Source organism: Arthrobacter cavernae (assembly GCF_017368795.1).
GTDB classification, from domain to species: Bacteria; Actinomycetota; Actinomycetes; order Actinomycetales; family Micrococcaceae; genus Arthrobacter; species Arthrobacter cavernae.
On record NZ_JAFNLL010000036.1, the window covers coordinates 68,879 to 83,600 of the forward strand.

Sequence of the window (14,722 nt, forward strand, 5' to 3'; positions counted from 1 at the left end):
TCCATTCATTGTCGTCTTCCGAGTCACTTGCCGGAATTGACCGGTACCGGTGGGGTTGCGCTGCCCAACCGCGCTACGAGGGACGGATGCACGATCATGTTGCCGGCGCGGGCGTGCCTGAGGGTGTCCAGCATGATACTGAGCGAGCCGTCTTTCGGGAGGAACGCACAAATTCCCATGCGTGCCGCCTCGCGAAGCGCGTCCTGCGAAGGGTTGCCTGTCAGCATCACGATCCGGGCCTCCGGTGCCTCCGCCAGGATGCTCTCCGCGGCCTTGAGCCCGGAACCATCAGGAAGGTACAGGTCCATGATGACGACGTCGGGCCTCAGCTCCGGGAACATGGCGACGGCGGACGCCACCGATTTCGCGATGCCTACACTCCGCAGGTCCGGTTCGCGCTCCAGGGCGCCAGTCAGCAACTCGGCGAACGTGGTGTGGTCGTCAACGATCATGATGTGGAGGGGTGCGGCCAGTTGCTGGGACACCACCGGCGCAGCAGGGCGGTTGACAATGGACAGCCGTCCTGGGACGCCGGCGTCTGCCGGCACGCGCGTTACGGCGGCGCTCTTCAAGAGCCTGGCCTGGGCCGCCCTCAGAGCCGCACTCGGCGCGCAGCCCAATTCCTCGTCCATGACCCGGCGGCACCGTTCAAAGGCCCGCAAGGCCTCCTCGTTGTCGCCGTTGCCCTCCAGCCCCAGAATCAAGGCCGTCCATGCGCGTTCGTTGAGGGGATCCTCCTTCACTGCCGCACGGCCCAAGGAGATTGCCTTGCTTCCTTCCCCTAGAGCCAGCGCTGCCTCGGCGGCCAGAACGCGGGCAAGGGAGACGCGCTCTGCATGCAGGGATCGTTCCTCCTCTGCCCAGGCCGGCAGCAGCTCGTCCCCGAACAGCGGAGCGGACGCCAGATCAAGTGCTTCCGTGAGCAGTGACAGGGCCTCCCTCGGCTCCACGTGGCCGGCCCTTTGGGTCAGCGTTTCAAATCGGTCCAGATCCAGATCCACCATTGACCGGTCCATAACGTAGCCGCCGGTGACGGTGCGCAGGGGACCTGACCGGCCAGCGCCAGGCTGCAGGTGCCGCCGGAGGACACTGACATAGCTTTCAAGGGTAGGAAGTGCGACGGCCGGATGCTTGCCACCCCACAGCAATTCCATGATCCGGGTCTTGGACACTGCCGAGCCGAAGCTCAGGAGAAGGATTTCGAGCACCTGGCGTGGTTTGGGTCCACCGAGATCGTTGGCGTTGAGTTCTGTGTTTCCCCGGCGAATCGTCAACGGGCCGAAGACCTCAATCTGTAGCTTCCGGTGCGGCAGCAGCGATTCCCCATTGATACCTTCTTCGCCTGTTTCCCGCCCCATTTCCACTGTGATCACGACGCCTACCCCAACGTAGTCGATTACTGCCTGTGCTTCATTGAAGTCGCCGGCACGCAGGTGAGCAAGAGTGATGAGTACTCGCTTTTTCAACGCATTTCCTCTCGACTACTTGGCTCGGGGGCCGTGTACTCAGTTTGGTGCCATGGCGTCATGGTCAGTTTCAAACGTTGGGAAAACCCTATGGATGGTGGCCGTTCCTGGCGGGGATCCTTGGGATTCCGCCATCCGCCCCCCGAGCTTTTCACAGGGCCCCCGGCCAACAATGGATTCATCCTGATCCGATGTCCCAGGCACCTGTGCCCGGATCAGGACCGCCGGGTCCGGCGATACTAGCCCCCAGCCGCGCCGGGCCCGGCCCTCCGACTGACCGTATTTGGGCGGCGCCGATCCTGCGGCGCCGCCCGACCCACCGGTGCCGGAAGCCCTCATGGGATGGAAGACACGATGAAATTGCCAACCACGCACACAGTCCCCGGCGGGAACAGTGCCACGTCGCTTAGCCAACGCTGGCACGTCGTCCGGGCGGAACTGCGCACTGTCAGGTTTCGGGTTCTGACCACGGTCCTGGCTTTCTTGGCGGCCGGGCTCTTGGTCACGGGCGTCGCAACGCTCGCTCTTGAACTGCACAATCTCAACAGCCACGTCAGCGAGGAACTCCTTGGCCAGTCCGGCCGGCTCCGCAACATCGTGGAGCAGGGCGCACCGGGCGGAGGCCCCTACACCTCCCTTGAGGGGCTGTTCACCGTGTTCCTGCAGGGAGGCGCGCCCGGTGGGCACGGATCCGTGATGGCAACGGTGAACGGCGGCAACACCTTGCTGCCTGCCGGAGAGCAGCCAAGCAAGCTCAATACCCCCCGGTTGCTCGAAACAGCGCGTGCCAGGCACATTGAAGGCCGCACCGTGTTCCATGACATGACCCTTGACGGCCGGACAGTGCGGCTGGCCATCACGTCCGTATCGCTGGGAGACGGGACGGACAGCGGACTTCTGATAGCAGCGAATGAGATCGGGCGGCAGCGGGAGCAGGTGATTGCGTCCCTCGGCACGTTCGGTGCGGCTTCGCTGGCCACCCTCCTGTTGGCAGGTGCCGTCGGTTTCACGGTGACGGGTCGCCTGTTTGTCCCTGTCCGGCGCCTGCGCCACGCCACGGAATCCATCACGTTTGAGGACCTGAGCAGCCGCGTCGTTGTGCCGCCCGGCGATGACGACGTTTCGCAGCTGGCAACGGACTTCAACCGCATGCTGGACAGACTGGAAACAGGCATCGCCGACCAGCGTCAGTTTGTGGACGACGCGAGCCATGAACTGAGGACCCCCCTGACTATCATCGGCGGCCATCTCCAACTGCTGCAGGCAGGAGACCCCCAGGATGTCAACCAGACCAAGGTGTTGCTCCTGGAGGAACTGGACCGGATGCAGGCCTTGGTGGATGAGCTGCTGCTGCTGGCCAGAAGCAGCCGCCCCGACTTCATCCGGATGGAGTGGATCGACGCCGATTCATTCCTTGAGGCGGCCATGGACAGGATCAAGGTCCTGGCGGAGCGCCGGTGGCAGATCGACAACAGGCCCGGCGGCCGGTTTCGTGCGGATCGCAACCGTCTTACCCAGGCGGTGGAACAGTTGGCGGTCAATGCAGTGCAGTCCACGCGGAGGCAGGACGTCATCTCCCTGGGTGCAGCCTGGGTGGGCACGCCGGGCGGCACTGCGCCTCCCGGCCAGCACGGACCTTCCGGGTCCGGCATCGATATTTGGGTGGCTGATACGGGCTGCGGCATCGGCGCCGGGGACCAGGAACGGATCTTCGACCGTTTCGCCAGGGTCGGGGAGTCACGTCGCCGGGAGGGATCGGGCCTTGGACTGCCAATCGTCAAGGCCATAGCTGAAGCACACAACGGAACCCTTCGGGTGACGTCACGGCTCAATGAAGGCAGCCGGTTCGTGCTGTCATTTCCGGGAGGCACCCCATGGCACGGATACTGATCGCCGACGACGAACCCCGGATCGTGAGCTTCATCGCCAAGGGCCTCACGGCGGCAGGTTTCACTATCTCAGCGGCGGAGGACGGCATCCGGGCGCTGGACTATGCCAGTTCCGGGGAGTTCGACCTGCTCATTCTGGACATCGGCATGCCCAGGATGGACGGGTTCGCCGTGATTTCCGCCTTGCGTTCAATGCGCTGCACGATCCCGGTGATCGTTCTGACGGCCAGGGATTCCCTTCAAGACACCCTGGCTGCGCTCGACGGCGGCGCGGACGATTACATGACCAAGCCCTTCCGATTCGAGGAGTTGCTCTCGCGGATCCGCCTGCGGCTGCGGGACAACCCCGGGTTCCGGGGGGCACCACACCCAAGCAACGGCGACGTAACCCTGGATGTTGATCTTCGCTGCGCCAAGGTCCGTGGCCGGACGGTCCAGTTGTCCGCCCGGGAATTCGCCATGGCCCGCACTTTCATGGAAAACGCGGGCAAGTTGCTCACTCGGGAACAGCTCCTTAGCCATGTGTGGGGCTACGACTTTGACGGGTCCTCCAATGTTGTGGACGTCTACGTAGGGTATCTGCGCAACAAGCTTGGCCCGGAAAGGTTTATGACTGTGCGGGGAGCCGGCTACCGCTTTGTTGCCCTCCCTGGCGCCCCGCCCCAGCATGCATCCGCAGGATAAGAGGTCTCTCATGAAAACTTCATTGCCGTCTCACCCTGCTCCGGCAGACTCGGAATATGAGAAATCCAGGTGATCAGATGAAAAAGATTTGGTATCTCCCCATCGTTGTTGTGGTGGGCGCGGCGAGCCTCACGGTCTGGGGCCAGGCCAATGCGGGTCCGCCCCCTTCAGTGTCCCCCGGGGTGGTGGTGGACCTCAGTTCCGGCAGCGCCCCGGCCACGGCAGAGGACTCACGGTCGCTGCCTCCAAGCCCAAGCCCAAGCCCAACCGCGACGGCCGGCACCACCGCAGCACCTGGCCATGAAGCCCCGGAAACGGAACACATCCCGGCCGAGCTGCATACTTACCCGTCCGAAAAGGCGAGCGACGACGGCCCCGCACACGATCTCTTCGACGACAAGGGCGGGCTCCGGGCAGACAACGCTTCCGACGACGGGCCGTCCCACGATCTCTACGACGACAAAGGCGGCGGGCGCTAGCTCCGCAAGAGGATCCATGGAGGTGTCCAGTGATTGAGAATCTGCCGACATTCCGCCGGCAACAGATGCAAGGACCGTCCGATCCGGACCGGCCCGAAACGGCACCCGCGAACCTGACCATGCTCCGGTTGCAGGTCCTGGAAATCATCAGCAGCGTGCTGGAGGACCAAGAGCCCGGCAAGGAGGACGTCCAGGCCCGGATGCGATTGCACCTTGCAGACAACCCGGGCCGGCCCGAATTGGCATTGCTGGCGCAACTGATGGACAGATACACGCCGGAAACACCCTGACCGCGCCTCAGTGGTGGGGCTGGGTTTCCTGCAGCCTCTTGATGAACCACCGGGACTGCTCGGGACCGTACGGCAGCACCGGAACCGCCTTGATGGCGTCCGACGGCGTGTCCCTGATCGACTGCAGGCCCTGGCGCACCGCGGTGGACATGGTGTTGGCCATGGTCTTCACGAACTGGTCGCTGCACGGCTTGCCGTGCCCGGGGATGAGGAACTCGTAGCGGTGCCGCAGGGCCGAAATGTGCCGCAGGACGTCCGCCCATTCCTCCGGGTACGAGTCCTCGAAGGAAGGATGGGCACCCTGTTCGAGGAGGTCACCGGCAAACAAGGTGCTCGGCGTCCCAACCAGCAGGTCGCCGTCGGTGTGCCCGCGGCCCAGATAAAAGAGGGTGGCGGTCAGGCCGCCCAGGTCCACCAGGACCGGCTGGTCCTTGACGATCGCGTTCGGGATCACGATCTCCACGGCGTCGCCCTTCCCCGCGGCCATCTCCGGCTCCGTGGCGGTGACGAAGCGGCGCTGGTGGTCGCCGTCGTCGTCGATGGCCGCCGCACAGTTGACGTGCCCCCAGAACTCCGTGACGCCGTCGTCGGCAAAGACCGCATTGCCGAAATAGTGGTCGTAGTGGGCGTGCGTGTTGACCACCACCAGGGGAAGCTGCGTTTTCTCGCGCACGGCGGCCAGGATCTGGCGGCCTTGCCGGGGGCCGCAGCCGGTGTCGATCACCATGGCGCGTTCCGCACCAACCACGAGGCCCGTGTTGAGCAGGCATCCCTCGGTTTCCAGCACGTAGTTGTCCGGGCCTGCTTCAAGCCATCCTGACATTGGTTCTCCGTATCCAGACGCGTTCCGGCGGTGTTCAGGCCTCGATTCTACCCACGCCCCGCTGGCAAAAGCCTGAAGACCGCGGGCAGTGCCGCGCAGAGAGTTTCCCGACGGCGGTGGCTGGCCATTGCATTGCGGGGCGCCTTCTGTTTCCCTGAATTTGAGGAGAAGGGGACCGATCATGACTTCGCTATGGTTAGGCCTTCGCGCGCAGGACACGGCATCCGCAACCACCGGGGAATTCGTCCCCGGCGCCAGCTACGACACGGTGGTGGCGGGTGCCGGCATCACCGGGCTGGCCACCGCCCTCATGCTGGCCCGGGCGGGGTCCAAGGTACTGGTCCTCGAGGCGCGGCACGTGGGCGCCGTCAATACGGGCAACACCACGGCCAAGCTGAGCCTCCTGCAGGGCACCTTGCTGTCCGGACTCCGCAGCCAGTACCCCTTGAAGCAGGTCCGCGCCTACGTCGAAGCAAACAGGGCAGGCCAAGCATGGCTGCTCGAGTACCTCGAGGCCCGGGGGGTGCCGTTCCAATACCGGGATGCCTACACTTTTGCCACCACGCCGGCCGGCGCCGAGCGGCTCAGCACCGAAGCCCAGGTGTCCCTGGCCGCGGGCCTGGAGGTGGAGTCCACGCGCGAGACCGGACTCCCGTTCGAGGTTGAAGCCGCGCTGCGGCTGCCACGCCAGGCCCAGTTCAACCCCATGGACGTGCTGGACGCCCTCGCTGCGGATGTGAAGGCCGCGGGCGGCACAATCCTCGAGGGCGTGCGGCTCATGAACGTCAGCAACGGGGATCCCCTCACGGTGGTCACCCGGCGCGGCGAGGTCCGTGCCCGCACCGTGGTGCTCGCCACGGGAACGCCCGTGCTGAACCGTGGCCTTTACTTCGCCAAGCTGCGGCCCAACCGCTCCTATGCGGCGGCGCTGCGGCTGCCTGACGGCATGGGCCCGCCACCGGGAATGTACCTTTCCGCCGAGCCACCCACCCGTTCGCTGAGGGATTATCCAATGCCCGACGGCGGCCTGCTGCTGGTGGGCGGGTTCGGGCATGCGGGAGGCCGGGCGCCGTCGCCCCGGGCCCACGTGGAGCAGTTGCTCGCCTGGGCCGCGGAACACTTCCCCGGCGCCGAGCCCACCCACACCTGGTCTGCGCAGGACTACCAGGCCACCAACCTCATGCCGTTCTTCGGGCGGCTGCCGCGGGGCCACGGCAGGATCCTGTTCGGCACCGGCTACAACAAATGGGGCATGAGCAACGGGATTGCGGCGGCGCTGGACATCGTTTCCGACATCACCGGCAGCGGCCAGCTCCCGTGGGCGCGCACCATCCACACCCGGGTCACCTCCCCTCGCGGCGCTGCGTCGGCGGTATCGCACAACCTCGACACAACCCGGCAGAATATCCGCGACAAGGCGGCCCTGAAAGGTCTCCCGCCCATCACCGAGGAAACCAGCCCCGCCGAGGGCACGGGCGTCACCGGACTCTTCCATGGGAAACCAGCGGCCGTCAGCACTGTGGACGGCGTTGTGTGCAGGTTGTCCGCGGAATGCGCGCACCTGGGTGGAATCCTGCACTGGAACGACGCCGAGACGTCCTGGGACTGCCCCCTGCACGGCTCCCGCTTCTCGGCCACGGGCAAGCTACTGGAAGGCCCGGCAACGCACAACCTGATGAAGCTTCAGTAGGCGGGAAGCCCCGCCGGCCGGTCAACGTGTGACGGCGAGCACTACAACCCAGGCCGTGACCACCGCCAACACTGCCAAGCCCACCAAGGCGAAGGCCTTCCGGCGCCGCCTCTTGATCTCCCGGTTAAGTTCCCGGCTAAGTTCGCGGCTTCCGGTCACATAGTTATAGTTAGTCTGCCCCATGACGGCCATCATAGATGCACCAGTCGGGCAAAAACGCAAGTCAAGCGAATTTTGACGCCAAATGGCGTGGTAAACATTCGGTGTCGGCCAGTTCACTACATAGCTTGCCTCGCGATAGGCCCAGCTGGAGACCGCTTACAGGTCTGCGAGCGCCGTGCCCGGGTTCTCGATGGCGTCCGCGACGTACCGGAGGAAGCGGCCGCCGTTTCGCCGTCGCAGACGCGGTGGTCGAAGGCGAGCGTCAGCTCGGTGACCTTGCGGACGGCCAGCTGGCCGTTGACGACCCACGGTTTGTCGATGATCCAGCCGACGCCGAGCATCGCGACTTCCGGTAGTTGATGATCTCGGCGGAACCGTCGTCCCGTGCGACGGCGGTGAGCCGGCGGATCTCGCGTCCAGTCCGCGGGCGCTCAGCGTGTGGGCGTTGCGGACGCAGGGGACCATGAGCCCGCGGCTCTGACAAGCCGCATGATCGTGGCGAATAACGAAAGGCTACGCCGTGGGCTGGCTAGATCCAGAACCGCCCACTCCGCCGAGAACGCGCGCAAGAGCACCGTTGGTGTAGCTCTGACCGATGGTGCCAAAGTGGCAGCTCTCGCCCCGCCTCTCAGAAGCGGCACAAAATGCCACGATTGCCAGCGGCGTAGCGACCGGCATTGCTGGATCCAGCGTCACGGATTCGCCTTGGGACATTGTCCTTGTGGCGGGTCAGTCCAACTCGTGGGAGACGGACTACCCGGTGTTCGACTACACCGAGCCGGACAACAATGTCCTGTCGTGGACCACGGCAACCGGAGTGGCCGCGGTGACGCCTTCCAAGAATGACGAGATTGGTTTCGCGTTCGCCCGCCAGTACGCGAAGGAACATCTCGTGCGCGGCCGTAAGGTCATCACGACCCGCAACGGCTACGGCGAAACCGGCTTCAGCTCCACGTCCCTCGCCGGACAGGCCGGATACACGACGGTCCCGAACGGAACGTGGGACCGGGCACTGACGGCGGACCCGCTGAACCGTGCACTTGAAGTCATCAGCACGGCCAACGCCGTGCTCGCTGCCGCACCGGCCGGGTCCAAGATCGTCGCCATGCTCTGGTCGCAGGGCGAACAGGACCGCATCAAAGCAGCATCGGACGGCGACGCCTGGTACTCGGGCAAGCTCGATGACTTCTTTGGCTGGGTCCGCACCACCCTGACGCTGCCGGAGCTGCCGATCATCGTCATGTCCCAGACCCCGGAAACCATTGCCGGGTCCACGGGCGGGCAGGCAATCAACCGCGTCCACGAGGCCACGCCGAACCGGCTCAAGTGGACCACCTACGTCTACGGACCGGAGGGCTACAGCAAGACCGCGGAGGACATCCACTTCACCACCCCCGGCCACGGGCTCCGCGGCAAGCTGGCATCGGCGGCGCTGAACAAGGCGAAGCTCAACAACTCGGTCATCCGCCCCGGCCAGCCCCTCAACCTCAAAGTGCAGATACTCGGCACCGTGGCCAATGTCCGATGGGAACCACCCGTCCAGCGCGTAACGTCTTACACGCTGGAATACTCCACCGACAACGGCGTGACATGGGTAGCCGTCACGCTCGCGCACAGCATGGCCACCAGCGCGTCCATCGCGATCCCGCTCAACGCGCCCGTATGGGTCCGGGTCAAGTCTGCCAACGAGTACGCCACCGCGTCCGCATGGTCCCCCGTGGCTTCCGCCTACGGCAGCGTGCCCGTAGCTACGCCAGACCCCACGGCCCGGCCTGCGCTCACTGTCAACGACTATGCACATCGGTGGGCTGCGAAGGCCCAGACCGCAGGCCAGAAGGCCAGCGTTACCCCTTCGGCTGGCGCGGTGAACCTTGTTCAGGCCACCACGATCAAGCAGCCGTCCATAGTGGACGACGCGGGCGTGAAGGTACTCAGGTTCGATGGCGTGGACGATGACATCCTGGGCACGACGTCGAGCGTCAAGACGGTCACCATCATTGCCAAGGTCACTGCGGCGGTCGGCGTCAATACGGCCATCGTCTCCACCGGCCCGAATACCGTCCGGCGCACAAATGAGGCGACGCCACGAATCGGGACGCAGATCAGTGCTGGCGCCAATGAGTTGTGGTCCTACACCGAGGGAACGAAGTTCCACGTCTTGACCCTAGTTGCTGACGGAACCAGCGGGGCCATCAGCATCGATGGCGGATACCAGATTCTCAACGGCGCCGTTTCGTCCACTCAGGTCCTTGTTGGCCGGTATGGGACGACGAACTACGGCCAGATCGACGTGCTGGAAGTCATCGCCTGGAACCGGGCTCTGTCTAGCGGCGAGTGCGCCACGCTCCACACGGAGTTGCAGGCAGGCTATGCAGGGCTTATCGCGTAACGTCCACCAGTGCAGGTTTCGGTCGCAGTCGCTTTTCCATCGGGTGTTCAACCCAGTGGTAGAGCGCTGCGGCCGTTGCCGTCGCCACTACAAAGGCCCCAACCAGCGCCGCGACGAGCAGCGCCCCGTCCAGCGCGTCAACGTCCACCTTGGCGAAGGCCAGCGCTTGGAACCAGACAGCCATGACCTGGGAGTGCACAAGGTAGAAGCCGTAGGACCAGACGCCCAGACGGACAACCCACTTGGACCGGAACACGGATCGGGCGCCAGCCAGGTCCGTGTTGGCGGCAGCCCAGACCAGCAGCATGAACGGGATCAGGGTAACCACCACACGCATGAATGTCGGCGGGGCATAGCCGGCGGCAACAAACGAGCCCAGGGCGAGTACGACCGCCGCCCACAGCGGGAAGCTGAACTTGAATCCGCGCTGCACCAACCGTGCGATCAGGATGCCGGCGACGAACTCCAGTAGGCGTACGGGCGGGAAGATCACCAAGAACCAGAACACGACGGGCGAGTCAAAGGCCGGCGCCAGCACGAGAGCCAACCCCGCCAACACAACGACAATCCCCGACAACCCGACGAGGATTCCACGCACACTGAGTTTAGCCAGCGTCGGAAAGATCCAGGGGAACACCAGATAGAAGAACGCCTCGCAGGACAGCGACCAGAACACGGCGCTGGCGGCGAAGTAGACAGTCTCATTCGGAACCCAGGACTGCAAAAGGGTGAGTGGCAGGAAGTCCACGGCGCCAACGTCGCGCTTTCCTGCGAGCATCAGCACGAGCGTCACGGCCCAGACCACAAGGTATGACGGGTAGATGCGGGCGATACGGCGCCTATAGAACAGCGTGCGTGTGTCATTCTCACGGGCAGTCCAGCCCATCACGAAGCCACTGACGATGTAGAAGAACGACACCCCGGACATGCCGGCCGCGAATAGCGCGAAGCCGTCACCTTGGACGCCGTAGTGCATCCCATGGAATCCGAAGACCGCCAGGGCCGCGAAGAACCGCAGGCCCGTCAGCGAATCAAGCCGGCGTCTGCCAGGAATCGCGATGCTGCCCGCAGGCAAGACTTTAGACGACACAGTGCCCCCATAATTTGCGTCAGTGGAATACCCGAATACTACCTGACTGACCCGGCCCGCTATCTGCCTAGACTATCTTTGCGGTGCGGAGCGCTTCCAAGATGACCGGCGAGATACGCGCCTGATACTCAGGTGTCGCGTGCGCCAGATCTCGCTTCACCGGCGTTGTCCCAACGAACACTGGGCACTGCGCGTCAGCACAGAACCAGTCCCGCGAATCCATATACGAGCCGCCCAGCTTCTCAGCAAGCGCCTTCTCCAATACGGAGGCATCTACCCACCGTGAGGTGATCGTGTTCATGCAGGTAGCTGGGGTGCTGACCTTCGTGTAGCAGGTGGCAATGTTCTTGTCAGCCGGAGCCGGGGCGATGAATACGATCTTCCCCGCTGAGGCCTGGAACTTCGAGACGAATGCCTCAACTGAGGATGCTTTCTCAGCTTGTGTGAGGGGGCGGTTGACGCCCTCGGGCGTCCGCTCGTTGTAGTGGTTGGTGATGAACACGATGTCAGGGCGTATCCGGTTGATCGCATTGACAGCATCCTCTTTACGAGCCGCGCAGTCTGCCTCAACGTTTTCGTTGGGGACATCCGAATACGCGCAACCGAACGTCCCGTAGGACTTCACCCGCCACGTCGGGTCCAACTCCGCAAGTGATCGGATTCCTGCGACATAGCCCATCGATGTGGAATCGCCTATGACAACGGCGGTTTTGCTTGCATCGGCGGAACCCCAGGTGCAGGCCTCTTCGTCCACGAGGCGGCCGATCTTGCCGCACTCAAGGATGTCGGCCGGCGCCTGGCCTCCAGCGATTGCTTCGTCCATGGAGGGTGACAGTTCGGGCCAGCCTGCCGCGCCAACCGAGGCGCGTATCTCAGCCTGGAGCTTCGCCAGCCCAGGGGGCAAGGCGGCCGAAGCAGTATCAGCCAGCGGTGCGGCAACCACAGGTAGAGCAACGGGCTCCGCTACAGGCTTGCCGGGAACCAGAAGCGGAACCACCATGATTGCCGTCAAGCAACCGAGTGCACTCAGCGCAGTGATCTTGTAAGACCCCGGCACGGGCGCCCGGTCAGCGTGCTTACGGTGCCTCTTGCCACCATCCAACCACCGGGACTTCCTGATTGGATCTTCCACAAGATGGTACGAGTAGATCGAGGTCGCTAGGAAGAAGGCGGCCAACTGGACAGCGCCAAGGGGCGTGCTGCCGTCCACGATCTGGCTGCCGATGATGATGACCGGGAAGTGCCAGAGGTACAGGGAGAACGAGATGTCGCCGATGTAGCCGCTGACTTTGTTCGTCAGCGGCCAGATAAAGCGGTGCTCTGACGTTCCGGTCCCCGCGATGATCACCAAGGCCGCAGACAAGACGGGGAGGGCTGCGAACGGCGCCGGGAAGGCCGGCCCGTTCTCAACTGCGAAGAGTGAGAGGACCATTCCCGATATGCCCACCCAGGCAAGTAGGGGGCGTATCGCTCGGGGTATCCGGGTTAGTGCCGGCGCTACAACGGCGATGATGGCTCCGATTCCCAATTCCCACGTACGCGAGAATGTGGAGAAGTACGCCACGCCGTTGTTGTTCTGAGACTCCCAGAGCGCCCAGGCGAACGAGGCAACCGAGATGACGACGATTGCCACTCCTGCCCCGGCTCGTGCGGCGCCCTGCCCGCTACGGCGGGCGACCATCACGAAGACAAGCAACATGATCCAAGGCCACACGAAGTAGAACTGCTCTTCCACTGCGAGTGACCAGTAGTGCTGGAGCGGCGAGACGGGGCCGTCGGCCTGGAAGTAGTCAGTCCCTACAGCCGCAAAACGCCAGTTCCCAGCGAACAGGGCGGCGGCCAGGCCGTCCCAGACCACGCCAACGAATCGTGACCACCCGAAGACGAAGTATGAAACGACGACAGTGACCACCAAGACCAGAAGTGACGCCGGAAGGATTCGCTTCGCTCGCCGCTTGTAGAACCCTGTGAACGATATCGTTCCCGTGCGCTCCTGCTCCCGCAGAAGGAGGCCCGTGATAAGGAAACCTGAGATCACGAAGAAGATATCCACGCCAACGAACCCACCCGACGGCCAGTCGAGCAGGTGATCCAAGACCACGGCAACCACGGCGAACGTGCGGAGGCCCTGAATGTCCGGACGGAGAACCTTCTTGCTGCCCAGCTGCTTCTGTCGCTTGCGGTTGGATGATTGCCTGCGGGCAGGCAGAAGTGAGTCGAGCAAGGATTCCCCCAACAATGAGACCGGCGATTGCGCTTATTCTAGCGGTCCTATCGGCCGGTTAAGTAACCCATAACAGCAGAGCCGTGGCGCTCACTGCCACGACTCCGCTGGATAGTATGCCGGGATGACACCGCAGACCAGGGTAATAGTGCCAGGCCAGACGTGCAGCGGATCGCGGCCCGCTACATGTCCGCGAGCACCGATCCCGGGTTCTCGATGGCGTCTGCGACGTACCGCAGGAAGCCGGCAGCCGTTTCTCCGTCGCAGACGCGGTGGTCGAACGCGAGGGTCAGCTCGGTGACTTTGCGGACGGCCAGCTGGCCGTTCACTACCCACGGCTTGTCGATGATGCGGCCCACGCCGAGCATCGCGACTTCCGGGTAGTTGATGATCGCGGCGGAACCGTCGACGCCGAACACGCCGTAGTTGTTCAGCGTGAAAGTCCCGGAACCGAGCTCGGCCGGGGTCGCCTTGCCGTCCCGCGCGACGGCGGTGAGCCGGCGGATCTCGGCGTCCAGTCCGCGGGCGCTGAGCAGGTGGGCGTTGCGGACCGACGGGACCACCAGGCCGCGGTCCGTCTGGGCGGCGAAGCCGAGGTTGATCCCGTCGAACGAGACGATCTCCTGGCTCTCCCCGCCCGCGGTGTCCTCGGTAGTGACGAACCGGGTGTTCAGCGCCGGGTATTTCTTCAGCCCGGCAGTGACGAAGCGGGCAATGAACGCCAACAGACCCGGGGTGTCGTGCGGCGAGCGTTTCTTGAGTTCGGCACGCATGTCCAGCAGCGCCGTCGCGTCCACGTCAACCCAGACCGTGGCCTCGGGAATCTCGGAACGGCTGCGCGACATGTTTGCGGCCACGGCCTTGCGGACACCGCGGACGGCAGTGCGGGCGGAAACGGCGAGCCCGGTACGGCTGTCGGTTTCCCCCGCGGCAACCGCAGCGGCAGCGGGTGCGGCAAGCGGCGCCGTGGGCGCGGCTGCAGGGGCCGCAATGGCCGCCTCGACGTCCCGGCGCATGATCAGCCCACTGGCCCCCGAACCATCAATCGCGTCCAGGGATACCCCGTGGTCGCGCGCCATCTTCCGCACGAGCGGAGAAATGACGGCCGAAAGCTTCCCAGGAATGCGCGTGGCAACGGAGGGCGCCGAAGCAACAGGCTCGACGACGGCGAGACTCCCCTTACGCGGCCGGGTCCGGCCGGTCTTCTCGCCCCCCGGCGTCCCATAACCAATGAGCACATTGCCGGACCCAGCCTTTTCCTCAGCCCGATACGTCTCCGCAGCGGATGAAGCCGACGGCGACGAACCCGCCTGAGCCGCAGCGGATGATGCCGCCCCGGGAGTGGCATCGGGCCTACCTGAGCCGGACGGCCTGTTGCTTGCAACAGGGCCGGCCGGCGAAGGGGCGGGGGCGGCATCATCCGCGGAGGCGGACTCGGCCGCACCAACGCGCGCCACAGAAATCAGCGGCTTCCCGACGTCGAGCGTCTGGCCCGGTTCGCCGTGCAGCACGGCCACGGTGCCCGCGTACGGCGAG

Annotated in this window: 12 protein-coding genes and 1 pseudogene; 6 read left to right on the top strand and 7 right to left on the bottom strand. The window is 64.6% G+C overall.

From position 1 onward, the window contains the following. Positions 1 to 23: 23 nt before the first annotated feature. Positions 24 to 1,466, bottom strand: coding sequence for a BTAD domain-containing putative transcriptional regulator (locus tag J1902_RS14505; protein WP_242702035.1), 1,443 nt, complete (start codon positions 1,464 to 1,466; stop codon positions 24 to 26). Positions 1,467 to 1,820: 354 nt separating this feature from the next. Here J1902_RS14505 and J1902_RS14510 point away from each other — a divergent pair, with 354 nt between their 5' ends. The 4 genes from J1902_RS14510 (at position 1,821) to J1902_RS14525 (ending at position 4,808) form a co-directional block, all read left to right on the top strand. Continuing rightward, positions 1,821 to 3,356 (top strand): sensor histidine kinase, encoded by a 1,536-nt coding sequence (locus J1902_RS14510; protein ID WP_242702036.1) that lies wholly within the window; start codon positions 1,821 to 1,823, stop codon positions 3,354 to 3,356. Then, positions 3,341 to 4,039 carry a response regulator transcription factor gene (locus J1902_RS14515; RefSeq protein WP_207617024.1) on the top strand — a complete coding sequence of 233 codons (699 nt, stop codon included), beginning with the start codon at positions 3,341 to 3,343 and terminating at the stop codon, positions 4,037 to 4,039. The genes J1902_RS14510 and J1902_RS14515 overlap by 16 nt, the downstream gene beginning before the upstream one ends. 77 nt (positions 4,040 to 4,116) lie before the next feature. Then, complete coding sequence (locus J1902_RS14520; RefSeq protein WP_207617025.1) at positions 4,117 to 4,518, top strand: hypothetical protein; 402 nt, start codon at positions 4,117 to 4,119, stop codon at positions 4,516 to 4,518. A gap of 29 nt (positions 4,519 to 4,547) precedes the next feature. After that, a complete protein-coding gene (locus J1902_RS14525) occupies positions 4,548 to 4,808 on the top strand; it encodes a hypothetical protein (protein ID WP_207617026.1) in 261 nt (86 codons plus the stop codon). A gap of 7 nt (positions 4,809 to 4,815) precedes the next feature. Here J1902_RS14525 and J1902_RS14530 read toward each other — a convergent pair whose 3' ends face one another. Further along, positions 4,816 to 5,631 (bottom strand): MBL fold metallo-hydrolase, encoded by an 816-nt coding sequence (locus tag J1902_RS14530; protein WP_207617027.1) that lies wholly within the window; start codon positions 5,629 to 5,631, stop codon positions 4,816 to 4,818. A gap of 181 nt (positions 5,632 to 5,812) precedes the next feature. Between J1902_RS14530 and J1902_RS14535 the strand changes: the two genes are divergently transcribed. Further along, positions 5,813 to 7,321, top strand: a complete 1,509-nt coding sequence (locus J1902_RS14535; protein ID WP_207617028.1) for an FAD-dependent oxidoreductase — start codon at positions 5,813 to 5,815, stop codon at positions 7,319 to 7,321. Positions 7,322 to 7,342: 21 nt separating this feature from the next. Here J1902_RS14535 and J1902_RS14540 read toward each other — a convergent pair whose 3' ends face one another. Together J1902_RS14540 and J1902_RS14545 are read right to left on the bottom strand one after the other, a co-directional pair. Continuing rightward, entirely contained in the window at positions 7,343 to 7,504 is a 162-nt protein-coding gene (locus J1902_RS14540) for a hypothetical protein (RefSeq protein ID WP_207617029.1), read from the bottom strand. 135 nt (positions 7,505 to 7,639) lie between these two features. After that, positions 7,640 to 7,972 (bottom strand): annotated as a pseudogene (locus J1902_RS14545) (2-oxo acid dehydrogenase subunit E2); the annotation flags it as partial. A 232-nt stretch (positions 7,973 to 8,204) separates the two neighbouring features. Between J1902_RS14545 and J1902_RS14550 the strand changes: the two are divergent. After that, positions 8,205 to 9,872, top strand: a complete 1,668-nt coding sequence (locus J1902_RS14550; RefSeq protein ID WP_207617030.1) for a sialate O-acetylesterase — start codon at positions 8,205 to 8,207, stop codon at positions 9,870 to 9,872. Here J1902_RS14550 and J1902_RS14555 read toward each other — a convergent pair. From J1902_RS14555 to J1902_RS14565, 3 genes are all read right to left on the bottom strand, one after another. Next, on the bottom strand, positions 9,862 to 10,962 hold the full coding sequence (locus tag J1902_RS14555) for an acyltransferase family protein (RefSeq protein WP_207617031.1): 1,101 nt from the start codon (positions 10,960 to 10,962) through the stop codon (positions 9,862 to 9,864). The genes J1902_RS14550 and J1902_RS14555 overlap by 11 nt on opposite strands. Before the next feature lie 67 nt (positions 10,963 to 11,029). Beyond that, entirely contained in the window at positions 11,030 to 13,186 is a 2,157-nt protein-coding gene (locus J1902_RS14560; protein ID WP_207617032.1) for an acyltransferase family protein, read from the bottom strand. Between the two features lie 182 nt (positions 13,187 to 13,368). Continuing rightward, a partial coding sequence (locus J1902_RS14565; protein WP_207617033.1) for a dihydrolipoamide acetyltransferase family protein occupies positions 13,369 to 14,722 on the bottom strand: 1,354 nt, incomplete at its 5' end.